The sequence below is a fragment of the Pedobacter yulinensis genome (genome assembly GCF_003029735.1).
Classification (GTDB): domain Bacteria; phylum Bacteroidota; class Bacteroidia; order Sphingobacteriales; family Sphingobacteriaceae; genus Pedobacter; species Pedobacter yulinensis.
The window spans coordinates 13,103-38,496 of the sequence record NZ_KZ686268.1; the positions used below are offsets into that span (position 1 = coordinate 13,103).

Annotated in this window: 23 protein-coding genes; 4 read left to right on the forward strand and 19 right to left on the reverse strand. The window is 50.1% G+C overall.

Going from position 1 to position 25,394, the window contains the following annotated elements; all coding sequences use genetic code 11:
* Window positions 1-265: 265 nt before the first annotated feature.
* Together dnaA and C7T94_RS00080 are read right to left on the reverse strand one after the other, a co-directional pair.
* The gene (gene dnaA, locus C7T94_RS00075; RefSeq protein WP_107212475.1) at window positions 266-1,696 is read right to left on the reverse strand and encodes a chromosomal replication initiator protein DnaA; all 1,431 of its coding nucleotides are present in this window, start codon (window positions 1,694-1,696) and stop codon (window positions 266-268) included.
* A 194-nt stretch (window positions 1,697-1,890) separates the two neighbouring features.
* Window positions 1,891-3,441, reverse strand: coding sequence for an acyl-CoA mutase large subunit family protein (locus C7T94_RS00080; protein WP_107212477.1), 1,551 nt, complete (start codon window positions 3,439-3,441; stop codon window positions 1,891-1,893).
* Between the two features lie 92 nt (window positions 3,442-3,533).
* Here C7T94_RS00080 and C7T94_RS00085 point away from each other — a divergent pair, with 92 nt between their 5' ends.
* Together C7T94_RS00085 and C7T94_RS00090 are read left to right on the forward strand one after the other, a co-directional pair.
* Complete coding sequence (locus C7T94_RS00085) at window positions 3,534-3,887, forward strand: HesB/IscA family protein (protein WP_107214589.1); 354 nt, start codon at window positions 3,534-3,536, stop codon at window positions 3,885-3,887.
* A gap of 114 nt (window positions 3,888-4,001) precedes the next feature.
* Complete coding sequence (locus C7T94_RS00090) at window positions 4,002-5,234, forward strand: ABC transporter permease (RefSeq protein WP_107212479.1); 1,233 nt, start codon at window positions 4,002-4,004, stop codon at window positions 5,232-5,234.
* Window positions 5,235-5,249: 15 nt separating this feature from the next.
* On the opposite strand, the gene rfbB is transcribed toward C7T94_RS00090, so the two are convergent.
* The 5 genes from rfbB to C7T94_RS00115 form a co-directional block, all read right to left on the reverse strand.
* Entirely contained in the window at window positions 5,250-6,305 is a 1,056-nt protein-coding gene (rfbB, locus tag C7T94_RS00095; RefSeq protein WP_107212481.1) for a dTDP-glucose 4,6-dehydratase, read from the reverse strand.
* A 1-nt stretch (window position 6,306) separates the two neighbouring features.
* Window positions 6,307-6,864 (reverse strand): hypothetical protein, encoded by a 558-nt coding sequence (locus tag C7T94_RS00100; protein WP_107212483.1) that lies wholly within the window; start codon window positions 6,862-6,864, stop codon window positions 6,307-6,309.
* Window positions 6,861-7,883, reverse strand: a complete 1,023-nt coding sequence (gene galE, locus C7T94_RS00105; RefSeq protein WP_107212485.1) for a UDP-glucose 4-epimerase GalE — start codon at window positions 7,881-7,883, stop codon at window positions 6,861-6,863. Before galE ends, C7T94_RS00100 begins: the two co-directional genes overlap by 4 nt.
* A gap of 94 nt (window positions 7,884-7,977) precedes the next feature.
* A complete protein-coding gene (locus tag C7T94_RS00110) occupies window positions 7,978-8,967 on the reverse strand; it encodes a UDP-glucuronic acid decarboxylase family protein (RefSeq protein WP_107212486.1) in 990 nt (329 codons plus the stop codon).
* Window positions 8,968-8,969: 2 nt separating this feature from the next.
* Window positions 8,970-10,280 (reverse strand): UDP-glucose dehydrogenase family protein, encoded by a 1,311-nt coding sequence (locus tag C7T94_RS00115; protein WP_107212488.1) that lies wholly within the window; start codon window positions 10,278-10,280, stop codon window positions 8,970-8,972.
* A gap of 60 nt (window positions 10,281-10,340) precedes the next feature.
* On the opposite strand from C7T94_RS00115, the gene C7T94_RS00120 reads away from it, so the two are divergent.
* Window positions 10,341-11,552: a 3-deoxy-D-manno-octulosonic acid transferase gene (locus C7T94_RS00120; protein ID WP_107212490.1), complete on the forward strand. Its 1,212-nt coding sequence runs from the start codon at window positions 10,341-10,343 to the stop codon at window positions 11,550-11,552.
* Here the strand turns inward: C7T94_RS00120 and C7T94_RS00125 are convergent.
* The 12 genes from C7T94_RS00125 to C7T94_RS00180 form a co-directional block, all read right to left on the reverse strand.
* Window positions 11,549-12,157, reverse strand: coding sequence for an HAD family hydrolase (locus C7T94_RS00125; protein WP_107212492.1), 609 nt, complete (start codon window positions 12,155-12,157; stop codon window positions 11,549-11,551). The genes C7T94_RS00120 and C7T94_RS00125 overlap by 4 nt on opposite strands.
* Window positions 12,147-12,662 carry a gluconokinase gene (locus C7T94_RS00130; protein ID WP_107212493.1) on the reverse strand — a complete coding sequence of 172 codons (516 nt, stop codon included), beginning with the start codon at window positions 12,660-12,662 and terminating at the stop codon, window positions 12,147-12,149. The genes C7T94_RS00125 and C7T94_RS00130 overlap by 11 nt, the downstream gene beginning before the upstream one ends.
* A gap of 3 nt (window positions 12,663-12,665) precedes the next feature.
* Window positions 12,666-13,682 carry a ferrochelatase gene (gene hemH, locus C7T94_RS00135; RefSeq protein WP_107212495.1) on the reverse strand — a complete coding sequence of 339 codons (1,017 nt, stop codon included), beginning with the start codon at window positions 13,680-13,682 and terminating at the stop codon, window positions 12,666-12,668.
* A gap of 104 nt (window positions 13,683-13,786) precedes the next feature.
* Window positions 13,787-14,476, reverse strand: a complete 690-nt coding sequence (locus C7T94_RS00140) for a fatty acid desaturase (protein WP_107212497.1) — start codon at window positions 14,474-14,476, stop codon at window positions 13,787-13,789.
* 24 nt (window positions 14,477-14,500) lie between these two features.
* Window positions 14,501-15,349, reverse strand: coding sequence for a 4-hydroxy-3-methylbut-2-enyl diphosphate reductase (locus C7T94_RS00145; RefSeq protein ID WP_107212499.1), 849 nt, complete (start codon window positions 15,347-15,349; stop codon window positions 14,501-14,503).
* A 24-nt stretch (window positions 15,350-15,373) separates the two neighbouring features.
* On the reverse strand, window positions 15,374-16,033 hold the full coding sequence (locus C7T94_RS00150; RefSeq protein ID WP_107212501.1) for a carotenoid biosynthesis protein: 660 nt from the start codon (window positions 16,031-16,033) through the stop codon (window positions 15,374-15,376).
* The gene (locus C7T94_RS00155) at window positions 16,003-17,100 is read right to left on the reverse strand and encodes a glycosyltransferase family 2 protein (RefSeq protein ID WP_107212503.1); all 1,098 of its coding nucleotides are present in this window, start codon (window positions 17,098-17,100) and stop codon (window positions 16,003-16,005) included. The genes C7T94_RS00150 and C7T94_RS00155 overlap by 31 nt, the downstream gene beginning before the upstream one ends.
* Window positions 17,097-17,720, reverse strand: coding sequence for a lysophospholipid acyltransferase family protein (locus C7T94_RS00160; RefSeq protein WP_107212505.1), 624 nt, complete (start codon window positions 17,718-17,720; stop codon window positions 17,097-17,099). Before C7T94_RS00160 ends, C7T94_RS00155 begins: the two co-directional genes overlap by 4 nt.
* Window positions 17,721-17,802: 82 nt before the next feature.
* Window positions 17,803-19,773 (reverse strand): M1 family metallopeptidase, encoded by a 1,971-nt coding sequence (locus tag C7T94_RS00165; protein WP_107212507.1) that lies wholly within the window; start codon window positions 19,771-19,773, stop codon window positions 17,803-17,805.
* Between the two features lie 84 nt (window positions 19,774-19,857).
* Complete coding sequence (locus C7T94_RS00170; RefSeq protein WP_107212509.1) at window positions 19,858-20,601, reverse strand: hypothetical protein; 744 nt, start codon at window positions 20,599-20,601, stop codon at window positions 19,858-19,860.
* Between the two features lie 62 nt (window positions 20,602-20,663).
* Entirely contained in the window at window positions 20,664-21,014 is a 351-nt protein-coding gene (locus tag C7T94_RS00175) for a Spx/MgsR family RNA polymerase-binding regulatory protein (protein WP_107212511.1), read from the reverse strand.
* A 147-nt stretch (window positions 21,015-21,161) separates the two neighbouring features.
* Window positions 21,162-23,597, reverse strand: a complete 2,436-nt coding sequence (locus tag C7T94_RS00180; RefSeq protein ID WP_162618497.1) for a TonB-dependent receptor — start codon at window positions 23,595-23,597, stop codon at window positions 21,162-21,164.
* Window positions 23,598-23,877: 280 nt separating this feature from the next.
* Here C7T94_RS00180 and C7T94_RS00185 point away from each other — a divergent pair, with 280 nt between their 5' ends.
* Entirely contained in the window at window positions 23,878-25,389 is a 1,512-nt protein-coding gene (locus C7T94_RS00185; protein WP_162618498.1) for a sensor histidine kinase, read from the forward strand.
* Window positions 25,390-25,394: the final 5 nt, after the last annotated feature.

Below are 25,394 nucleotides of genomic sequence, written 5' to 3' on the forward strand. Positions count from 1 at the left end.
CCTGAGCGCGCGAACCGGCAGGACCTTAACTTTCGAGCGCCTGCCGGAACTGGTGTTCAGAACAGCAGCGAAGAATCTGCTGGGATTAAACAGATCTGCACTTCGCTGGACCCCGCAATGTGCTGGGTCAGGAAAAGAATGGCGTAGTTCTTCCTCCTTGCTTAACCAAGCCCTGTATGAGGCAAGCCCAGGTCAACAAAAAAGCGCCCCTGTTTTCACAGGATGCGCTTAACCTTACTTGTATAGTTACAATTGAACAGCCTTGTTAACTCATTTTGAGTTTTTTCTGAATATCGTTTACGTAAATCTTGAACTTTTTGTCGGTTTCGATGAGGTCTTCCACGGTCTGGCAGGCATAGATAACCGTGCTGTGGTCGCGGCCGCCAAAGAAAGCACCGATTGTTTTAAGGGAGGACTTTGTGTGGCTTTTAGAAAGATACATCGAAATCTGCCTGGCCTGTACAATTTCGCGTTTGCGGGTCTGGGATTTCACCATATCTACCGGTACTTCAAAGTACTCACAAACCAGCTTCTGAATGTACTCCATCGAGATCTCCTTGGAAGTATTCTTGATGAAGTTCTTCAGCATCTGTTTGGCGAGTGCCAGGTCGATGTCTTTTTTATTCAGGGTGGATTGCGCCAAAAGCGAGACCATGGCTCCTTCCAGTTCACGAACATTGTTATCTATGTTGTGGGCCACGTACTCGATGACTTCGGCAGGAAGCTCGATGCCGTCGGCATACATTTTCTTTTTAAGAATAGCAATTCGTGTTTCCAGATCAGGGATCTGCAGATCGGCAGAGAGGCCCCATTTAAACCGGCTTAACAAGCGTTCTTCCAGCCCTGCCAGGTCTTTAGGTGGCTTATCTGACGTCAGAATCACCTGTTTGCCCATTTGGTGCAGGTGGTTAAAAATATGGAAGAATATATCCTGTGTCTTTTCTTTACCGGCAAAGTTATGTACATCATCCATGATGATGACATCCATAGCCTGATAAAAATTAACGAAGTCGTTGATCGTGTTGTTTTTCAGGGAGTCGACGAACTGCTGACAAAACTTCTCGCAGGAAACATAAATGACCAGCTTATCGGGCATGTTGCGTTTGATCTCGTTGCCGATGGCCTGGGCCAGGTGTGTTTTGCCAAGACCTACCCCGCCGTAGATCATAAGCGGGTTGAACGAGGTACCGCCTGGTTTGGCTGCAACGGCGTAACCGGCTGATCGTGCCAGCCTGTTGCAGTCGCCCTCGATGTAATTATCAAATGTATAATTCGCATTAAGCTGCGGATCTACATTCAGTTTTTTAAGACCCGGAATGATAAACGGGTTTTTAATATCCTTATTTATCGATACCGGTATCGGCATCGACTGCATCTTGGCCTCGGCACCATTGCCGTTAGACGGCATGTTTGTAGTATAAGGGTTTCCGGTGCTCGAAGACTTGTCTACAACAATGTTGTATTCGAGTCTGCCGTCATCGCCGAGTTGCTTCTTCACGGTTTTCCGAAGCAGCCCTACGTAGTGCTCTTCCAGCCATTCGTAAAAGAACAAACTTGGTACCTGGATGGTAAGTACTTTGCCTTCCAATTTAAGGGCTTTGATCGGCTCAAACCAGGTCTTGAAACTCTGGTTCGGGATGTTGTCCTTTATGATTTGGAGACAGTTCTTCCATACTTCGGTACAAGTTTTTTCCATTGTTAAAATCGCAAATTATTGGTTTTCAGTTCCGATCCGATTGTTAGGGGTGGGTCGTTTCGGGAAGTCGAATATTGGCAAAATTATCAACATAAAAAATTAAAATTTGAATTATTTCGTAACTATCTCACCCGCAGAATCGTACCGTATTTAGCCTGAATTTTTAGTGTGGATAACTATTTTTCCACATCCTTTTAATACTCACCAAAAGTATTACGAAGCACGTCAGAAATCTCGCCCAGCGTACTGTAGGCCTCGACTGCGGTCAAAATGCAGGGCATTAAATTGGCTTCAGAAGCCGCCGCTTCTGCCAGTTTTTTTAGCGCCTCCTGAACGGCCTGCTCGTTGCGGTTTATACGCAGCAACGCGAGCTTCGCGATCTGCTCCTGCCGCACCTCCTCGTTGACCCGAAAGACCTCCGGTTCAGTCGTTTCGGGCTGTACAAATTTGTTCACGCCGACCAGGATTCTTTCGCCGTTTTCGATCTCCTGCTGGTGGCGGTAAGCGGCGGCGGCGATCTCACGCTGCATGTAATCCTGCTCGATCGCTTTGACTGATCCGCCCATGGCATCGATCTTATCAATATAAGCCCAGGCGGCGGCCTCGACCTCGTTGGTCAGGTTTTCCACGAAGAAGGATCCGGCCAGCGGGTCAACCGTATCAGTTACCCCTGTTTCGAAGGCGATGACCTGCTGCGTACGCAGCGCAACCTTTGCCGCGGCCTCTGTAGGAAGGGAAATGGCCTCATCATACCCATTGGTGTGCAGGGACTGGGTGCCGCCAAGGACTGCCGCCAGCGCCTGGTGGGTTACCCGGATCACGTTGTTCAGTGGCTGCTGCGCAGTCAGCGTGGAGCCACCCGTCTGGGTGTGAAACCGCAGCATCTGGGCCTTCGGGTCGGTCGCACCCAGGTCTGAAACCATTTTTGCCCACATGCGGCGGGCCGCCCTGAACTTGGCAATCTCCTCGAAAAAGTTATTGTGACAGTTGAAAAAGAAAGAAAGCCGCCTGGCAAATACATTGATGTCGAGTCCCTTTTTTAAGGCCGCCTGTAGGTATGCCTTGCCGTTGGCCAATGTAAAGGCCAGCTCCTGGACTGCTGTGGATCCGGCTTCGCGAATGTGATAACCCGAAATCGAGATCGTGTTCCACCTGGGCAGCTCCCTGCTGCAATACTCGAAAATATCTGTAATGATACGCATGGACGGCCCGGGCGGATAGATATACGTTCCGCGGGCGGCATACTCTTTCAGAATATCGTTCTGAATCGTGCCCGAAAGCTGGCTCAGGTCGGCCCCCTGCTTTTTGGCCAGGGCTATATACATGCTCAGCAGGATGGCCGCCGTGGCGTTGATGGTCATGCTGGTCGTAATTCCCTGCAGTTCTATGCCATCGAAAAGCACTTCCATGTCTCTGAGCGAATCGATGGCTACGCCTACCTTGCCTACCTCCCCTTCAGACATCGGGTGGTCTGAATCGTATCCAATCTGCGTAGGCAGATCGAACGCGACCGAAAGTCCGGTTGTTCCCTGGGCAAGCAGGTAATGGTAGCGCTTGTTTGACTCTTCAGCGGTCGAAAAGCCGGCATATTGCCGCATGGTCCACAGCCGACCGCGGTACATGTCTTTCTGGATGCCCCGTGTAAAGGGATATTCGCCCGGGCGTTCATTAACTTGCGGCGCATCGGTATACACCTCCCTGATCTCTATGCCCGAAGGCGTACGGTATTGGCTTTCTGCACCCATAAGCTTTGTTTATGAACAGTAAATTTCAAATTGGTCAAAAACAAAAATGTGCATTATTCTTTATATTTGTGTTCTATAAAACTTTGGAAAGCATGAGCACAACAGCAGATACAACATTTGCACCGGTGAGTTTCACGGAAGGCGCTGTAAGGGAGCTGATTAAACTCCGCGACCAGCAGGAGATCGGCGAAGACTTCGGATTGCGTGTAGGCGCCGAGGGCGGCGGCTGCGCTGGTATGAACTACGTCCTTGGCTTCGATCAGAAAAAAGAGGGTGACCAGGAATTCCTGATCGAGGGTATTCGTGTCTTTATGCACAAAGCACACCAGATGTACCTGCTTGGTATGCAGATCGACTGGCAGGACGGCCTGAACTCCCGTGGTTTTACATTCAATAATCCGAACGCTTCGAGTACCTGTGGCTGCGGAACCAGTTTTTCGGCATAATCCGCGATCTGTTCTGTAACAATTATAAAGGTCCCGCTGTCTTAACCGCGGGACTTTTTATTTTTATAACGCCAGGCAGTCTATCGGCAACTGATCGGGCATACGCGGCCAAACATGAATTACAGAGAGAACATCCGTCTTGCCATCCAGTCTATTAAGAGCAACCGCCTGCGCACCATGCTGACGGCCCTGATCATTGCGATCGGTTTAACAGCCCTGGTCGGCATCCTCACTACCCTCGATGCGGTAAAAAAAAGCATGACAGAAGCTTTTTCGAGCATGGGCGCCAATTCCTTCACCATCAGGAACCGCGGAACCGGCATCCGCATCGGCGGCTCGGGCCAACGGCCTAAACGGTACAAGGCCATCCGCTATGAAGATGCAAAGGCCTTCAAAGAGCAGCTTCAGGCACCGGCAACCGTGGCGCTCAGCGTCTTTGCCAGCGGAGCCTCAACCATCAAGTATGGCAATGAAAAGACCAATCCCAATATTAATGTACAGGGTACAGATGAAAACGGACTGGCCTCGCAGGGCCTGAACATCTCACTGGGTCGAAATTTCAGTGTATCAGAGATCGAGCTGGGCAGCAATGTTTGTATTGTAGGCAGCGAGGTGGTCAAAAAGCTCTTTCCCGAAGAATCGCCTCTTGATAAGCTGGTCAGCGTGGGCAACAACCGCTTCAAGATCGTGGGCGTACTCGAATCCAAAGGTTCGAGCATGGGTTTCAGCGGCGACCGCTCGGTGTATGTACCGCTGCTCAAAGCGAAGCAGATTAATGCAAACGCCAATCCCTCCTATACCATTACGGTTAACGTAACCGACAACAACCTCATGGAAGAGGTAATCGGCGAATCGACCGCGCTTTTCAGAAACATTCGTAAAGTAAAGGTTACCGCCGAGAACAATTTCGAGATCACCAAAAGTGACGCGGTTGCCCAGACCCTTTTCGAAAATCTTAATTTCATCGCGATCGGGGGTGTGGCTATCGGTGTCATTACATTGATTGGTGCCTCTATTGGCCTGATGAATATCATGCTGGTCTCAGTAACTGAGCGCACGCGCGAGATTGGCGTCAGAAAGGCCATCGGTGCCAACCCGGCGGTTATCCGCAAGCAGTTTCTCATTGAAGCGGTTGTGATCTGCCTCATGGGGGGCATGATGGGCATATTTCTTGGAATTGGCCTTGGTAACGTAATCTCGCTGCTCATGGGTGGCTCCTTCATTATCCCCTGGAAATTTATCATCGGTGGCCTGGCCCTATGTGTTGGCGTTGGAATCATGTCGGGCTATTATCCAGCAAAAAAGGCTTCGAAACTGGATCCAGTCGAAGCCTTACGCTATGAATAACCGTTTTCAGCTTATTTACCGGTTTTGATATTGATTCTCGTAGTATGCCTGGTAGTTGCCTGAAGTTACGTTATTTAACCAATCCTCATTTTCAAGGTACCAGTCTACTGTTTTTTCCAGACCTTCTTCAAACTGGAGGCTGGGCACCCAGTCCAGTTCTTTCTGCAACTTAGCCGAATCGATGGCGTAACGCAGGTCATGCCCCGCGCGGTCAGTTACGAATGTAATGAGCTTGGCAGAGGTTCCAGGTTCTCTCTCCAGCTTCTTGTCCATGATGCGGCACAGCAGGTTGATGAGGTCAATGTTCTTCCATTCGTTGTGCCCGCCAATGTTATAAGTCTGGCCACTTGCCGCCTGGTGATAGATCACATCAATGGCGCGTGCATGGTCCTCTACCCACAGCCAGTCGCGCACATTTTCCCCGCGGCCATAAACCGGCACAGGCTTGCTGTTCTTGATGTTGTTAATGGCAAGGGGAATCAGCTTTTCAGGAAAGTGGTGTGAACCATAGTTGTTTGAGCAATTGGAAATCACCACATCCAGGCCATAGGTATCATGATACGCACGTACAAAATGGTCTGACGAGGCTTTCGAAGCCGAGTACGGACTATGCGGATCATAAGCGGTGCTTTCGGTAAACATCCCGGTTTCGCCGAGTGCACCGTACACCTCGTCGGTTGAAACGTGATAGAAACGTTTCTCCTCATACGATCCTTTCCAATGCTCGCGTGCAGCATTGAGCAGGTTCACGGTCCCGATCACATTGGTCATGACAAAAGCGGTAGGGTCTGTAATGGAGCGGTCAACGTGCGATTCAGCTGCGAGATGAATCACGCCGTCAAAATTTTCCGTCCTGAACAATTCGTTCATCGCCGCTGCTTCTGTAATGTCCAGTTTCACGAAGCGGTAGTTGGGGCGGTCTTCGATATCGCTCAGGTTGGCCAGGTTGCCGGCATAAGTAAGCTTGTCGAGATTAACGATTTCGTAGTTGGGATAGTTGGAAACAAAGCGGCGCACCACATGAGAGCCGATAAAGCCGGCACCGCCGGTAATGAGAATTTTCTTTGGCATGTTAATCAATTTTTTCGGGCAGACCCTGGTAAGCAGCGGGCCCGGCCATTTTTGAGGCATAAATTTTTCGCAGCAGCCCGTTCAGCGCCTCAGTCAGGTCGAACTGGAGATCTTCGTGCAATTTGCCGAATTTCACAAGGACAGCGGCAACAGCTTTGGTGTAATACGTATTAAATAAAATAGCATAGTCCCTGAAACTGTAGGTCTTCGATTTATAGGTTAAAGGAACAACAGACAGCAGGTAGATTTTCAGTTCCACTTCACCTTCCGCATCTTTGGTCACTTTGACGAAGTGATTAAGTTCCTTCATCAGTTTACGGAGCCTGGTTAGCGCCTCTTTGGCATTCAGCCGTTCCATTTCGGGTACGGCTTCATCTGCAAGTGCCCGGAGTTTGTCTTTCCGGTCTTCCAAGTCTGCGGCGTTTTCCAGCAGCTTAAAGTGCAAATGCTCGGTGAGCACTTTGTCTTTTGCGAGCAAACGGAGCAGCAGCTTGTCCTTCTCCTTTGCGGGAAGGGCCGTAATCGTTTTCTTGAGATCAGGATGCTCGCTTAATTTCATTCAAACGGATTGGCTTTGATGTACTTTTCCCATTCCCAGGCTGAGCGCATCATCTCTTCGATACCGAGCTCAGCTTTCCAGCCCAGTTTCTCTGCAGATTTTTCCACGCTGCCATAAATCTGTTCGATGTCTCCTTCACGACGCGGACCGATCTGGTAATCGAGTTTTTCGCCGGTTGATGATTCGAACGCGCTGATAATCTGCAACACCGTAGATCCTTTGCCGGTACCAACGTTGAACACTTCGTAGTTGCCTTCGCTGCGTTCTTCCTGCATACGCTTCAGGGCAGCCACATGAGCTTTTGCCAGGTCAACGACATGAATATAATCGCGGATAGCGCTTCCGTCAGGCGTGCTGTAATCGTTGCCGTAAACAGTGATCGGGCCGCGTTTGCCAATGGCCGACTGCGTAATAAACGGTACCAGGTTTTGCGGAACACCGTTTGGAAGCTCACCGATCAATGCCGATGCATGGGCACCCACCGGGTTAAAGTAACGAAGTGAAACCACGTTCAGCGCGGGCGTCACGGCACAGGTTTCGGCGAGAATCTCTTCGGCGATCTGTTTGGTATTGCCATAAGGCGATTCCGCTTTTTTTACCGGGGCCGATTCGTCGACCGGAAGGCGGTCAGGCTGACCATATACGGTACAGGAAGACGAAAAAACAAAGTTCAGTTTCCGGTTAAAAGCACTCAGTAAATTGATCAGGCTAAAAAAATTGTTCCGGTAATATTTTAGTGGCTTTTCGACAGATTCGCCAACCGCTTTCGAGGCTGCGAAGTGAATAATACCAGAAATATCCTGGTTTTCTTCGGCAAAAGCCCTGACTCTGGCTTCATCACAGAGGTCAAACTGGAAAAATTGGGGCTTCTTGCCGATGATCGCTTCGATCTGATCGAGTATACGGATGCTGGAGTTGGAAAGATCGTCGATAATCACGACTTCATAGCCTGCATGATGCAGTTCCACAACAGTGTGGGAACCGATGTATCCTGTTCCGCCTGTTACAAGTATCTTCATTTGTGTATCTATGTGGTTTTTTAGGTTTTGGGCGAGCCTTAAGGCGCTGTCAGTTGCACCATGAGCCGGCTGCGGGCCGGCTCATGGGTTAACCTTACTTATTGTAGGTGGTAAAGTCCTTATGTTCTATCTTTTCCAGCTTTGCTTTGGGAAGCGACTTGAAGTACTCATAAGTGATTTTCAGCCCTTCGGCGCGGTGCACCTTGGGCTCCCAGCCGAGCAGTTCCTTTGCCTTGGTAATATCCGGCCGGCGCTGCTTCGGATCATCCTGTGGCAGTTCGCGGTAAACGATCTTCTGGTTTGTACCAGTTAATTTGATGATCTCTTCACAAAACTGTTTGATGGTAATTTCATCCGGGTTACCGATGTTAACCGGCGAAGCATAATCTGACATGAGCAACCGGTAAATTCCCTCTACAAGATCATCTACGTAACAGAACGATCGGGTTTGCGAACCGTCACCAAAGACCGTCAGGTCCTCGCCGCGAAGTGCCTGCCCGATAAAGGCCGGCAGCACACGGCCGTCATTCAGTCGCATTCTTGGTCCGTAGGTATTAAAAATGCGCACAATGCGTGTTTCCAGGCCGTGGAACGTATGGTAGGCCATGGTAATGGCTTCCTGAAAACGCTTGGCCTCGTCATAAACGCCCCGCGGACCAACAGGGTTTACATTTCCCCAATACTCTTCAGGCTGCGGATTTACGCTTGGGTCGCCGTAGATCTCTGATGTTGACGCGATGATCATCCGGGCCTTCTTGGCGCGGGCCAGGCCGAGCAGGTTGTGCGTGCCCAGTGAGCCTACCTTCAGGGTTTGGATCGGGATTTTCAAGTAGTCGATCGGACTTGCCGGCGAGGCGAAATGCAGGATGTAATCCAGCTCGCCCGGTACATGCACAAACTTGGAAACATCGTGGTTATAAAACTCGAAGGTTTCCAGTTTGAACAGGTGTTCTATGTTATCAAGATCGCCGGTAATGAGGTTGTCCATGCCGATAACATGAAAACCTTCGGCAATGAACCTGTCGCAAAGGTGCGAGCCGAGAAAACCGGCGGCACCTGTAATTAAAACTCTTTTTCTGGCCATGTCTAATTGATCTGCTTGCGTCCGATACTGTTGTAATAATAACCGAGATCGATCATTTTTTCAAGGTCATAGAGGTTCCTGCCGTCAAAAATGACCTTATTTTTCAGGGTGCTTTCCAGACGTTCAAAATCCGGGTTGCGGAAAACAGACCATTCGGTCACGATCAGCAGGGCATCTGCGTTCTCAAGCGCGTCATATGCATTTTCTGCATAATTAACCTTGTCGCCAATGAGGGCTTTTACATTTGCCATGGCCTCGGGATCGAAAACGGTTAAGGTTGCACCGTGTTTGATCAGTGCGTCAATGATGTACAGTGCCGGGGCTTCACGAATATCATCCGTCTCCGGCTTGAAGGCAAGACCCCAGAGCGCAAAATGTTTGCCCTGTACATTGTTCGCATAGTATTTCAGCACCTTTTCTACAAGAATCGTTTTCTGTTTTTCGTTCACGTCCATTACCGACTTCAGGATGGCGAAATGATAATCATTCTCGTCGGCCGATTTGACAAGTGCCTGCACATCTTTCGGAAAGCAAGAACCACCGTAACCCACACCCGGGAACAGGAAACGTTTGCCGATGCGGCTGTCTGAACCGATGCCCTTACGCACTGCGTCAACATCTGCACCGACCAGTTCACACAGGTTCGCAATTTCGTTCATGAACGTGATCTTTGTGGCCAGGAAAGAGTTGGCAGCATATTTAGTCAGTTCAGAGGAACGTTCGTCCATGAACAGGATTGGGTTACCCTGACGTACATAGGGACCATAAAGTTCGGCCATTAGTTTTTTAGCCCTTTCACTTGTGGTTCCTACCACCACCCGATCGGGCTTCATGAAGTCTTCTACTGCCACACCTTCGCGGAGGAATTCAGGATTTGAGACCACGTCGACTTCCACATCGGTATTTTCGCTGAATACGGCGCGTACCTTGTCAGCGGTACCTACGGGAACAGTCGATTTATTAACGATCACCTTGTAATCGGTGATCAGTTTGGAAATGTCTTTGGCAGCGCCCAGGATATACGAAAGATCGGCAGCTCCGTCTCCTCCCGGAGGCGTTGGCAGCGCCATAAAAATGATCTGCGCATCCTTTATGGCCATGGCCAGGTCGGTGGTAAATTTTAACCTGTCCTGGGCAATGTTTCGGTGAAAAAGAAGATCCAGTCCGGGCTCATAAATGGGCACCTGCCCATCCTGCATTTTTTTTACTTTGGCTTCATTGATATCGACGCAAATGACGTCGTTTCCTGTTTCTGCAAGACAGGTGCCTGTGACTAGGCCTACATAGCCTGTTCCGATAACTGCGATCTTCATGGGTTTAGGAATTAATTTTAAACTTCTATCTTCGGCGAAGATAACAATTTCGGCGCGAAGATGCTTTTGCTTTACAACTTATCAATAAGAATTTACGGCCTGGTGGTCAGGCTCGTTGCCTTATGGAATGGTAAAGCCCGGCTGTTCATCAGGGGACGGCAGGATGTCTGGAAGAACATCGCCGCCGGGGTAAATCCGAGCCAAAAGCATGTTTGGCTCCATTTTCCATCTTTGGGCGAGTTCGAGCAGGGGCGGCCGGTGCTTGAGGCACTAAAAGCCGCAGCTCCCGCCAAACCTATCCTGATTACCTTTTTCTCCCCTTCCGGGTATGAGATCAGGAAAAATTATCCGCTTGCAGATGGTGTTTTTTACCTGCCCCTTGATTCGGCACGCAATGCCCGCCGGTTAATTGACGCTTTCAACCCTGAAATGGCCATCTTTGTCAAGTATGACTATTGGTATCATTACTTCAGGGAGTTGAGCCGGCGGCAGATTCCGCTGTATATGGTATCTGCGATCTTCAGACAGAACCAGGTTTATTTTAAATGGTATGGCGGCTTCAACCGCCATATTCTGAAAGCTGTAAGCTGGTTTTTTCTGCAAAACCAGGAAAGCGTTGCCTTGCTCCGCGGGCTTGGTTTCAGTAATCTGAGTCTGGCCGGCGATACGCGTTTTGACCGGGTGGCCGCCCATGCCGCCGCACCTGCAGAAATTCCTGAGGTCGAACTTTTTGCTGCCGGGCATCCTGTACTTATTGCGGGCAGTACCTGGCCTCCCGATGAAAAGTTACTGGCAGGTTTGATGCAAAAACAAAATGCATGGAAAATGGTCCTGGCTCCGCATGAGATCGGGGAAGCGCATATCAGCGACCTGAAGAAAAGATTTCCTGATGCCCTGCTTTTTTCGGCGTACTCTGCCGCCCGGGCGGCTGCAGCACGCGTGCTGATTATTGACAACATCGGCATGTTGTCATCATTATACCGGTATGGTAAAATAGCCTATATAGGCGGCGGGTTCGGCGCAGGTATACACAATACACTCGAAGCCGCGGCATTCGGTTTACCGGTTATTTACGGACCCAACGATCATAAATTTCAGGAAGCGAAAGACCTGCGCGCAGCCGGTGCGGCCCGGCGCATTACCGATGAAAACAGCCTGCGTTCGGCCTTCGACTTTTTTGCAGCTGAAGGGGCTGCCGGCGAGCGGGCCAGGGAATACGTCCAGCGGCATACCGGCGCCACACAGGCTATACTCAGAAAAATACTGGTTTAGATCTGGTCAACGCGCACCCAATCCATACCTGCCGCGATCGCACCATCCACACCGGGCTGGCCGTCTTCGAACACGATGCACCGCGCCGGCTCAACGCCGAGCTGGCGTGCCGCAAGCAGGAACGGATCCGCATGTGGTTTACCGAGTTTGGTATCGCCCGCACAAACGAGCACCTCGACCTGGTCTATAATACCCAGCACGGTCAGTGTACGGGTAACTGTGGTGCGGGAACCTCCTGACACGATACCAATGCGTACCTTGCCGGCGTGGTTTTTCAGATGCTGAACCACGAATCCTACAGGTACCGTCTTGTCTATAAATTTTTCAAAGAAAACGGCCGACTTTTCTGCAGCAAACGTCTCTGGCAGCTCGACACCGTACCGGCGGCTGATCTCTTTCGCCACCACAACGGTGGGCCAGCCAGCGGTTTCATCAATCAAATCCGTATCCAGCGCTACACCATATCCGGCTGCTACCTCCTGGTACGACTGCTTGTGTGCGTCAATATTATCGGCAAGTGTGCCGTCTACATCATAAAGAAAGGCCGCATAATCACCTTCAGTTCTTTTGGTAAGCTTATTTAATTTATCCTGATCAATTTCCATTTTTTTCTTTAAGGGCCTGCAGGCAGGCAGCTATCACTTCATCCTGGCCGACCATGGCGTCAATGATGACTGCACGGTCCTCATTAACGGGCGGCTCCAGTGTTTCCAACTGGCTGTCAAGCAGGCTGAGCGGCATGTAATGCCCTTCGCGCTGCGCGAGGCGTGAGCGGAGTACCGTTTTATCTGCATGCAGGTACAAAAAATAAAGTCCCGGCGCACCTGATCGCAACAAGTCCCGGTAAGATTTTTTTAATGCTGAACAACTCAATACGCAGGACTGTCCGGTTTCATGGTACCGGCTAATCTCGCTGCGAAGCGTTTCCAGCCAGCCGGCGCGATCGGCATCCTGCAAAGGAATGCCTTTGCTCATTTTTTCCACGTTGGCCAGCGGGTGGAAGGCATCTCCTTCCAGGAAAACGGCGCCCAGTGCTCCTGCTATGGCTTCGCCAACCACAGATTTGCCGCTCCCCGAAACACCCATGACTACAACCTGGCAGCTTTTCATAATCTAGCCGTTTAAAACAAGGTCTTCAAGGGCCTCGATGAATTTCGGATCGTCGTTCAGGCTTTCTACCAGCTGAACATGTTCGCCGCCAAGCGCTTTAAATTCTTCACAGTATTCGACGGTAATTTCATAGATGGTCTCAAGGCAGTCAGCCACAAATGCCGGACTGAAAGCAAGCAGCCTTTTTTTACCTTCGGCGGCCAGTTTTTTCAGCACATCTGTCGTATAAGGCTGTACCCAGGGTTCTTTACCCAATCGAGACTGGAAACAAACCGTATAGTCTTTTCTTTCAATACCAAGTTCTGCGGCGATCAGCCGGGCAGTATCATGCCCCTGTGCCGAGTAGCAGAATTTGTTCACATCGGTAAGCTGCGCACAGCAATCTTTATTTTTCAGGCAGTGGCTGCCGGTATGGTCGCATTTAAGCAGCTGCCGTTCGGGGAGCCCGTGGAAACTGAACAATACATGATCGAAAGAGGCCAGGTCGAAGCGGCGTGCATGATCGGCAAACGTACTGATCACAGAAGGATGGTCATGAAAGGAGTTGACAAAAGAGACTGGCGGTATGGTAGGCCATTTGCTTAGCAGCTCCATGACAAGCTGCATGACCGAGCCCGTGCTGGCCGATGCATATTGCGGAAAAAGGGGAATGACTTTAATGCTCTCTACCAGCCCTTCCTTCAGCCTGGAAAGCGCACGCTCAACCGATGGATTCTGATATCGCATGGCCAGTTCAACCTGGTAACCAGGCCCAAGTTTATCCTGAAGCATCTGGGCCTGGATCTCACTGTAATAGAGCAGCGGAGAGCCCTTCGGTTCCCAGATCTTCTTGTACAGCGCTGATGTTTTCGGACTCCTGAACGGCACAATGATTCCCTTTACGAGCAATGCACGCCTGAAGTCGCTGATGTCGATGACCCGTTCATCCATCAGGAACTGGTCAAGATACCGTTTTACGTCTTTTACTTCAGGGCTGTCTGGTGTGCCCAGGTTTACCAATAAAATTCCTTTTTTCCCCATATACTTAGCAAGCCCTGGTTTCTGTTTTGATGTTTGCCGCAAATATCGCCAATTTAAGCAGCCGGCGGGACATTTCTGCGTAAAAAAAGACGGCCGAGCCGGGCTTAGCCGCCCTGGTCTTTGGTTTTATAAAGCTGCCACCAGGGCAGATACGGTTTTTCATGGTGTTCCAGGTGGTAGCCAAAAAAATAACAGCTGAGAAATGCGGCTAAGTGATTTTTTCGCTGACTGCGCGCGTGATGCGCATTATCGTGTTCACCTTTATGGGGCAGGTAGGTACCAAAATAAAACAGTTGCAGCGTACTCAGCAAGGCTGGTGCGACCCAGAACAGCAGGATGTTTTTTTCCGGAAACCAGATTTTCAGCAAGTTGAAGATCACAGCCATGATCAGCAACTGGATCCAGGAAAGATACCGCAGCATGAAACTAAAGTACCAGCGCCAAAAGCCATGCGGCGCATAGTCGGGATCATCTGCGGTGTGAACATGACGGTGATGGCGATGGTGGCGCTCGTACAGGCCGTCATAAAAGAAGCCGGCATACAAAAAAGCACAAACCCGACCTGCAAGTGTGTTCAGGCTGGCATTTGACGAAACACTGCCATGCATGGCATCATGCGCGGTAATGAACAGGCCGGTAAACAGGTGCATCTGTACAAATACCATGATATAGGCAAGCGGGTTCTGCCAGGAAAAATCCCAGCTAAGGAGCAACAGCAGGCTAACGCCCCAAAGTATTATGAGACAGGCGGCGGCCAGGAGGCCGGCTGTTGAAGATGGTCGTACTGCTTGCATGGTGCATTTTCTTTCGGCGGGGTATCAATAGCGTTCAAGCTCTTCCTTGACCTGCTTCATTAGCCACATCGGGGTCGACGTGGCGCCGCAGATACCCACCTTATCGTTTACCCGGAACCAGGCTTTGTCAATCTCCTCAATTGTAGAAACGAAAAAAGACTCCGGGTTGTGCTTCTTACAAACATCAAAAAGCACTTTTCCGTTTGAAGATTTTTTTCCGGATACGAATACGACCTTATCGTACTTCTGCACAAAGGCTTCCAACTCATCGTAACGGTTAGAGACCTGCCTGCAAATGGTATCATTCGCCTTCACCTCGTAACCGCGGCTCAGCAGTTGTTCTTTGATATGATAAAACTTCTCCGTGCTTTTGGTGGTCTGGCTGTAGAGCGTAAATTTTTGTGGCAATTCCCGGTTATCAAGCTCGGCCAAATCCTGGAAAACAATAGCCTTTCCGCCTGTCTGGCCCTGCAGGCCAATCACTTCCGCATGCCCGTGTTTACCAAAGATGAGGATGGACTCATCTTCATCATGCGAGTTTTTGATGCGGTTCTGCAATTTTAACACGACGGGACAGGACGCGTCGATCAGCGTCAGGTTGTTTTGCAGCGCCAGTTCATAAGTGGAAGGCGCTTCGCCGTGTGCCCGGATCAGTACCTTCTCATTGCGAAGGTTCTGAAGGTCGTCGTGGTTGATGATAATGAGCCCTTTTTGTTTTAGCCGCAGCACTTCTTCATCGTTGTGGACTATATCGCCAAGGCAATACAGATAACCCGCTGATTCCAGGATATCTTCTGCCATTTCGATCGCGTAGACGACCCCGAAACAGAAACCGGAAGATTGATCGATCGTAACTGACAGGTTATAACTCATTGTTGCAAAAATACACAATTTATATTAAGCAAGGGCAAACCGCAGAATGGCAAAAAATGCCAGCTGTGCCAGGAACATCGTCGCACCCACGTACTTCTGCTGCTTCAGATCGGTGGCATAACAAAATTTCAGGAGGATCAGCGAAACCACGAACCAGGCAATAAAATTCTGCAGCGGAACGGTGCTCCAGTTCCAGTGCCAGAAATCGAGCGCCATAGCCACCGGCTCGAGGAAAAAATCAAGTACCGTGAGCAGCACGGCCCCGAGCAGCGATGCCAGGATGCTGTGCCTGATTCCCAAAGCCCTGATCATCTGGGCAACGCTGAAAATGAGAATTACCCAGTTTACGCCCATCAGCAGCGGCACGGCAAATACTTTAAGCCCGAGGGTGCGTCCGTAATAATAACTACCGAAAATATTCCCGGTATACACGCCGAGCACTTCGACCAGGAACCCGCTAACAAATACACCGCTAACAAAAAGCATCAGCCGGTTTAACGGACCGCGGTAAGAGAACACGATGACCCCGAACATCAGCAGCAGGTGAAAGGGCACAAGCTGTATAAAATACGGCCGCAGCGGCCCACATAAAAAGCCGGCCAGGCCGACCAGGTGAAAAATGATGATAACAGCAACAGCGATTTTTTTCGCTTTCAGATCGACCGGATCGTTCTTCCCTTCCATGTACTCGTTTTAAACAGGTGTTTTTTTATTGATAAGACCGCGATGAACAGGAACGCGCACATCTGCAGGGGATGCAGCAACAGGTTGTACAGGACTTTTTGTCCCGACAGGTACGCGATCATCATTCTCGAGAATGCGATCAAAACTGCCGGCAAGATAAGCAAACCTATATCAAATTCGACAACCATTAGCACGGGCCCGACAATGACCAACGCCAGGTACAACAGCAGGATGAAGATGTTGTTTCCAAAACCGGCCAGTAAATTTTTGCTGAAACCGGCTGCTGCAGCTGAAAAGCCGTCGTACATGCGACAGCGCACAAAGCCGTTCGCCAGCAGGGCCTCTGCCTGGTATCCCGTCGTTTTAACGAGCTTCATGATCTCAATATCTTCTACCACCTTCCCTTTTACGCTGGCGTGCCAGTTCTCTTTGAGGTAAACCGCCGCATCAAAGAACATACATTGCCCGCTGGCTGCAGCAAACGCCGGATTCCGGCTCAGCCTCACCAATCTGAGCGGCAACAGGTTCAGCAAGAGAAAATGCATGAGGGGTACTGTACAGTATTCACCAAAGGTATACATCACCTGATTGGTAAAGAGACTGACCAGTGCAAGCTTATAAGTTTTCAGCCTGAACAGCAGGTTATTGATCAGGCCGGGGGCCACTTCGTCATCAGCATCGAGAAACAGCAGACTTGTGCCTGTAGCCAACGCCGCGAGCTGATGACAGGCGAAGTTTTTACCCAGCCAATCTGCCGGCAGCGGCTGGCCGCGCACCACACGAAAGCGGCTGTCGGCACTGGCGAAGCGTTCGCAGACTGCATAAGTATCGTCTGTCGAGTCATCGTCCAATATGATCACTTCGTAATTCGTGTAGTCCTGATCAAGAATCGATTGCAAAAGCAGCCCAATCCGCGCAGCTTCGTTGCGTGCCGGGATCAGGATGGAAACCCGGTCGTCATAGTGGCGGCCATACCTGCCCAGCTTGGGGTTCGATACAAAATTGAACACAGTTACGCTAAAGCGCAGCACCAGGAAAATAAGTACGGCATACAGGAACGGGATCATACCACTTTTCGACTTTGTTCTTCTGCAGACTGCTGATAGTGCTTGTTGTAAGCATTTTTTAAAAGCTGAAGGCTCACGTACGGCTCAGGAACCCATTCCTGCAGGTAGGTTTTAACCGCAGCCTTTTTGCGGTCCCAGTAATCGGTAAAAGTCGCGGCAAACACCACCCGGAACCGGCGCTCGCCGGCCTGAAGAATCTGCATCACGCCTTTTTCAAACTGTATGGAACCCACCTGGCTGGAATAGATTTTCCCCTGCGGAAATAAAAGCACCAGATTTCCTGGCTGTTCGAGCAGTTTACCCGCATAGGACAGGGTTTCGACAATATCCCTGCCCGGCCTGCTCACGGCGAACCCGCCGAGGTATTTCAGAAAAAAGACGGTTTTATAGTTGTCTGCGGTGATCAGGACATGAAAGTTTCTGCGAAACGTCTTTTTGTTCAGGTGGAAAAGCAGGAAACCATCCCACCAGCTAAAATGATTGGCAAGCAGCAAAACAGATTCGCTGCCACCTGTGTCAAGGTCGCTGTAGGTGTAAGAAGTAAAGTTTCTTTTAATCAGGAAAGAAATGTACCAGGAAAAAAATCCCGACACCAGTTTGTTTTGCCTGGGTTCAAACATCTGCGGTAAGTTGTGAATTTTCTGCTGAACGGCAAAATCCAGAAAGTAAAAAAGTCTGCAGCGCTTGCTGCAGACTTCTTATTTATCTGGCTGTCCAGGTGTTGTTTTCTTCGTTTGCATCGGGAAGAACCTTTGCCGGGTCAAGCACGACCGAGACAACATCTTCCGATATGGGGTGACGTATTGTCCATTTGGTATTGCGCATCCATACATCTGCCGCAACCTTGATGCGTTCTGTTTTGCCACTTTTCGTTTTGACCTCGAGAATGATGGGCATGGGCAGTTTATCAAGATTGGTTACCGTAATATCGACCCGTTTCACCGCGCCGTTTTCCTTTACAACAGCCACATCGGTTACTGCCTGGTCCATTTTCCAGTTCTCGATAAACCAGCCGCGCCAGAACCAGGAAAGTTCCTCGCCGGCCGCGTTGTCCATTGACCGGAAAAAGTCAAAAGGTGTCGGGTGTTTATATGCCCAGTGCTTAATGTATTGCCTGAACGCGTAATCAAACCGGTCTGGGCCCAAAATGTGGTCGCGAAGCAGTTTCAGACCGATTCCGGGCTTGAAGTAGAGGTTCATGCCAATGTTCCGTTCTGCCATGCCATCAGGAATGAGCATCATTTTATCGCCGTTCGGATTACCGATGATGCGGGAACCGATCATGTGCATGTTCATCGGGCGTTCTTTATATTCGCCATTGTTAAAAGCGTCTGAAGAAAGGCCGTTGATAAAGGTGTTGAATCCCTCGTCCATCCAGCCGTATTTGCGCTCGTTTGATCCGACGATCATCGGGAACCAGGTGTGGCCGAACTCATGATCGATTACGCCCCATACGCTTTGGCCTTTTGCTTTCCAACTGCAGAACACAATACCGGGATATTCCATGCCACCAATGGCTGCGCCGATGTTTACGGCCATTGGGTAAGGATACTCAAACCACATTTTGGAGTAATGTTCGATCGATGCTTTCACATACTCTACTCCCCTGCCATACGCATCCTGCCCGTTACTTTCTACAGGATGAGCCGATACGGCAAGCGATGTGGCGCCGCTGGGCAGGTTGATCCGTGCCGCATCGAGCACGAAGGCTTTAGATGATGCCCAGGCCGCATCGCGGGCGTTGGTGATCCGGAATTTCCAGGTCAGTTTGTCTTTCGACGGCCGGGACGCCGGGTCCGTTAGGTCTGCTTCAGACCGCACATGCACAGTTTTTTCGCTCTGTTTAGCCTCTTCCCAGCGTTTCAGCTGCTGCGGAGTCAGCACTTCTTTTGGGTTAAGCAATTCGCCCGAGCCCATTACAATGTGGCTGGCCGGTGCGGTAATTTCGAAGTTGATATCGCCAAATTCGGTATAAAATTCGCCTGCACCCCAATATGGAAGCGTGTTCCAGCCAAGCACATCATCGTACACAGACATGCGCGGAAACCATTGCGCCACGGCATAAACTTCGCCGTTTTTGGTTGTAACGTGGCTGAGACGGTCAGAACCCTCTTTCGGGATCACAAATGTATAATCCATTTTGATCGTCACCACATCGCCTGCAGCCTGCATGGGCTCATCGAGACGGATCTGCATGCGTGTATCTTCTATGATGCGATCGAATTTCAACGACTTTCCACGGCGCTGTACGCTCAGGTTGGTAATTTTATAGCCGCCGTTAAAACGCTCGCCCTGTGCCCCGTACCGGCTTTTCGGCGGGATGATGGCATTACCGCGCGAGGAATCTGCAAAAAGATTCTGATCCAGCTGCAGCCACAGGTATGGCAGTTTGTCGGGACTGTTGTTTTTGTAGGTAATGGTCATGCTGGCCGTTACCTGGTTCCGACTTTCGTTTAGCTCGGCCTTGATCTGGTAGTCTGCCCGGTTTTGCCAGTATTTCGGTCCCGGGTACCCGCTTGCAGATCGGTATTCGTTTCCGTTTTGTGTGTAAAAAAGCGGTCCGAAGGCTTCCTGGTAGTCGTACCCCTTGGGTGCATCCTGCGCAGCCAATGGGCTTGTCAGTGCCGCCAGCAAGCCTAAAGACCCGAGGATCTTTGCAAGTTTCTTATTCATAATCGTCAGTTAATTGATACGCGGCAAATTTAGCCGATTTGCCCAGAGCACAAAATAAAGGGGCAGGAATGTTACGTAAACGGCTTAATTTGAATCCAGCTTGGGCAGCGAGCGTTGTTTCCGCTGTTCGGGGGTTAGTTTAACCCATTCATTATACGAATCGACAATGTAGGCATTGTAGTCAAATTTCTGCGCGCCTGAAACGTCTTCCGGTCTGGGTTTATAGTAAGCGATGAAATCTTTCAGATCCTGGCCTTTCAGCGTATTGATCACATTCGCCACGGTTTGTTCGTTGAAACTGTAGTTGATCTCGTCATACAGGCGCGACCTGCGGTCAAGTTCGGCTTCTTTTTTCTGTGCACGGCGGTACTTGCCGTAACCCAGATTCAGATTTAAACCGCCTATTTTGCCGTCGTTGGCTTTACGGTTCAAGTTTCCGCCAGTGCCTACACGTCTGAACTCTTCTGCCTCAGGGTCTGTCCCGCCTATGCCCTTGGCCAGCCGGGCTCCCTTGATCTCCACATCGCGCAGGCTGGTGGCCTGCTCGGTCAGGTAGATAAATTTAGGCAGCAGGTTGGGCAGGTATACGGTGTCTGTGCGGTAGCCGGAAAGTTTAATCTGAAGCAGGTCGCCGGTATTTGCCTGCAGGGTAAAGCGACCGCTTTTATCGCTTTGAGCGGTGCGTTGCGATTTGATGTTGGTAATGATGGCGCCCTCGAGCGGAATGGACCGGCGCTGTTGATCATACACCCCCCCTGTTACAACAGTTTGGGCAGCCGCCAACAGGGGCAGGAACAGAATTCCGGTAATCAGTAACTTACGCATCATATCGCAATAATAACACAGATCATTTAACCTTGGTTTGCGTTTAACACAATTTAACATGACGTTCAGGACAATTTTTCTGCATATGCAGCCTCCTGGAAGCCAATGAGCACCGGTTTGCCATCCTGCTCAATGACCGGACGTTTGATGGCACTGGTGTTGCGGACCAGCATGGCTGCGGCTGTTGATTCATCATGCACGGCCGCCTGCTCTTCAGGTGTTAGTTTTTTCCAGGTAAGGCCCTTTTTATTGACGACCTGCTCCCATCCGAATTCGCTAAACCATTCATGAAGCCTTTCGGGGGTTACGCTGCTCTTTTTGAAATCGTGGAATACAAAGTCAATGCCCCGGCCCTTAAGCCAGTTGAGTGCGTTCTTGACGGTATTGCAATTCGGGATTCCATAAACTTTGAGCATAGCCTGATTATTGAGGCTGCCAAATTAGATATTTAACAGCAGAGATTGAAATGGGCTAAATAAAAAACCGCACCAGCACGCATTTCGCGGCCGGCACGGTCCCAATTGCCAGAAAGGTTCTTAAAACGACCAGACCTGGACCATATATCAATTCTGGTTGTTGCCCGACTTGACGTCGTCGTTCCTGATCCCGCGTTTATTTTTCTGAATACCTTGTTTCAGGGCACCAAAGCGCCAGGTAAGGTCTACACCAAACTGCCGGTAGTAATTTTGTGTAAGGCTGTTCTGGCTGAAATTCTCACCCTGCGTTACGTTGCGCACTTCCCGGAATTTTTGAAATGGATTGATCGCAGCGGCCGAAAGCATCAGCTTGTTTTTGATGAGGTCTTTGCCTGCGAAGATCAAAGAATTATGCAGCTGGTTCGAGCGACCCTGCAGCGTCAGGTTCGGACTGTCATAATCATACTCCACCCCGACGCGTGTGCCTTTGCCCAGGTTCACATTCAGGTTGGCGTACCCATGGCCCTGTACCCCATCATTCTGATAAAGCCGTCCATCGCTCGCTCCGCTGAACCAAACGTAGTACAAATTACCCCCGAAGTTGAAGTCTACGAATTTTGCAATCGGATACCTGATGTGCAGGTTGGCACCCAGCCTGCGGTCCTGCCCGGCGTTCTGGTAGCTTGAAAAGGTGACTTTCTGTACCTCATCATACCAGCTCAGTCGCTGCACGGTGCGGTTGGCAAAGGCATAACTGAGGTTGATGTTGAACGAGCCCTTTTTGTATTTGCTGTACCCAAGTTCGAAGTTGTTGCTCAGCACAGGCCGCAGGCCTGGATTACCGAAAGAAACGAAATTCGGGTTCGAACTGTCGATAAAGGGGTTCAGTTCCCAGATGCCCGGACGCTCAATGCGCTGGGTATACCCCAGGTTAACCGTACCCTGATCTTTAAATTTACGGGCAATCGAAACAGAAGGAATCAGGTTAAAAAACGTTTTGTTAAGCAGCTGCGATTGCGATACAAAATCGGCATTGATCGTGGTCAGTTCAGCACGCAGGCCGGCCTTGAAGCCCCAGTTGCCGGTATTGTACTGGTAAGAATTGTACACCCCATATACATTCTGGGTGTTAAGAAAATCGTTCGTACGCTGCGGATCTGTCTGGTATTCCTGCGTTGGTGCATTGAAGGAGGCAAAACCAAAATTGCTTTTGTTGTCGCGGATGACAGCCTTACCACCCAGCTCCATGTTGAAATTTTTGGTAACCGGGTGCACGTAATCTACCTGGGCTGTCTGTTCAAGGAGATAGCCTTTGTTGTTCTGTCGGTAGTTCGGGGCGTCGAAATTCAGGCGTTCCGATATAAAGACATCGTTATTCTGCAGGTTGCCTGAACGGGTCAGCTGATAGGAAAAGGTAAGCAGCTGTTCCTTGTTGCGCTTAAACCCGAGCTGGTAGTTCAGGCCGGCATCCATGCCATCCCAGCCGTTGCGGCCGGTATTCAGGAGGTCAAAAGACTGTTGCAGGGTGCTTTGCGTGCCATAAAGCCTGGACTGCTGAAGGTCTGTTGTGTTGCGGCGGCTGTTGTAAAATGAAAATGATGCGGTGAGCAGGTTGAGCGTATCGGCCTCAAAACTGATCTGCGTCGAACCATAATAATTTTTGCCTTTTGACACATTGCTTCCGGTCTGGAACAGGCTGCCGGCCTGCGCACCTGAACTAACCCGGTTGCTGACAGAGGCCACTTCTGGCTGGTTGCGCTGCGAGATACCGGCATCGAACATTAAACCCCATTTACCGGTTTTAATTGTGGTGTTAGCCCCAGTTCTAAGACCTTGGGAAGGGTCGATGTACCGCAACCCCAGCCGGCCGTTATAGCCCTCGTCTACCTTTTTGTTGGTAATAATATTGATCAGGCCGGCCAGTCCCTCGCTGTCGTACTTTGCAGGCGGCGTGGTAATCACTTCGATCTTCTGAATGCTGGTAGCAGGCATGGCTTTCAGAATATCCTGCGGGTTACGCGCAATCATGCCTGAGGCCCGTCCGTTAATCAGGATCTTGAAATTCCCGCTGCCTTTCAGTTTGATGTTGTCCATACCGTCTACCGTGATCAACGGCACTTTACGCATCATTTCAAGCACACTCCGCATTTTGCTGTCGGGATCTGCCTGAACGTCATAACTAAGCCGGTCAATTTCCTGTTTGACGAGGGGTTTGCTGCCTGTAACGGCCACCTCTTTCAGGCTATGGCTCGTTGCAAACAGGGCCAGGGTACCAAGGTCTTTGTCTGCTGCCTCTGCATCAATTTTTACTTGGACCTCGCGCGGAGCGTACCCCACACTTGAAAAGACCAGCTTATACAGTGCGGGTGCGAGGGTTTTTAGCATAAACATGCCGTTGGCGTCGGTATTGACCGCAGATATGGTCTGTTTGTCTTTTTGCAGGGCAACGTTCACCGCCCCAATGGGTTTGCGGCCGGCCGAGTCGACCACCCTGCCCTTCAGCACAGCTGTTTTCTGTGCATGTGCGCCGGCATAGCTCAATATGGTGACCAGACACAGCAACAAGTATTTTTTCGCATTCATTTTCTTTGGATTATTATGCTGCAAGATTAAGACAGCGCCGGCAGTTGTATAGAAAATGTGCTGAATGCCATCCTAAATGTGCTGAAACGCAAAAAACCTGGGTTTAATTTTTTCAGCCCGGGCATGTGTGCGGGTCTGAATGAGGCGTCGGCGCCGGTTAGCCAAAAATTGCCTAAAAAAAACCCAGGAGCTTTAATTCATCACATTTTTATCGATGTTTATCACATTTTCAAAATGGAGTGCAGCAGGGTTCCTAAAATTGTATCAGATTTTAATTCACATGAAAGCAAAGGATATCAACAAGGTCGAATTTTGGGTGGCCACTGCATTGTATGCAATGGCCGTGTTTTTTCTGGTTTCTGAAGCTGGAAGCGATTCACCAGACATACCCTGGCGCGAGCGCCATCAATTTGACGAGGCCGGCATCCGGTTTTCGCATTTCAGCAACTTCTTTATCCCCGAGCTTTTCAGGTACTCTCTCCTGTATTTCGTATTTCTGCTGCTGCATTTCTGTATACTGCCGGCGCTCGCCAAGCGGCAGAACATTGCCTTGCATGGGATTTTGCTGGGAGGTGCTTTCCTGATTACGGGGCTGGTCCTGGGCATTACCGGAACTTACAGCAAGGCCTATTTGCTGGTCAGGTATGACAGCATCCACGCCGGCTATAACCACATCTTTTTCCAGGCATTTACCTATGCTGCCTGGACGATCATCATTATTGTCATTTACTTTATCCTGAAGCAGCTGATTCTTCATTTCAGGGCCGGTAACCAGCCGCCATTCGGTAAGGACAACCGCATGATGCTCGAAATGCTTTTTGGGGCTGCATTCTGGTTTGTGGGCCTGCTCTTCTGGGTGGTTAGCGGCGCACCGCTGCAAATCGTGGTAAGCTGGACCCTGATCGTTTTTGCAACCATCGCCATTGTTATCTATTCGATTTATTACCTGATCCCGGAAATGACCGCGCAAATGAAGAAGTTCCGCGCTTATTTCGGGCGCATCTTTCTGATTTCACTGGGACTGAGCATACCACTGGCCTTACTGGCTACCCTTTTTGGCCACAATAACGAGGTTCTTATCGTGGTCATCTGCTTCAACGTTCCCGTACAGCTGTTTATCAGCGCCCCTTTTTCATGGTACGCCTACCGGCGGAGAAATGCAAACCTGGCTGAGATATCTTCGCTGAAGAGTGAACTCGGCAAATCAGACGCCAGCCTGAGTTTCCTTAAATCGCAGATCAATCCGCATTTTTTGTTCAACGCGCTCAACACGCTGTATGGCACGGCGCTCCAGGAAAACGCAGAGCGTACCGGCGAAGGCATTCAGAAACTTGGTGACATGATGCGGTTCATGCTGCAGGAGAACATGCAGGACAAGATCTCACTGACACGTGAGGTAGATTATCTGGTCAACTACATCGCGCTGCAAAAGCTGCGCACCTCCTCTTCAGCACAGGTACAGATCCTTGAACAGATCCAGGACCAGACAGGCAACCTGCAGATTACGCCCATGCTGCTGATTCCTTTTGTAGAGAACGCATTCAAACACGGCATCAGCCTGCAGCAACCCTCACACATCCGGATCTCACTGCAAACCAAAGAAAATAAGTTGTTTTTTGATGTGCACAACAGCATACATCTCAAGGCCGACACCGATCCTGAAAAAATGAAAAGTGGAATCGGGCTGCAAAACGTTAAAAAACGCCTGGCCCTCATGTATCCCAACCGGCATGAGCTGATCGTACGCGAGAGTGCAAAAGAATTTTTTATTCACCTGACCCTCGAGCTTTAATGCTT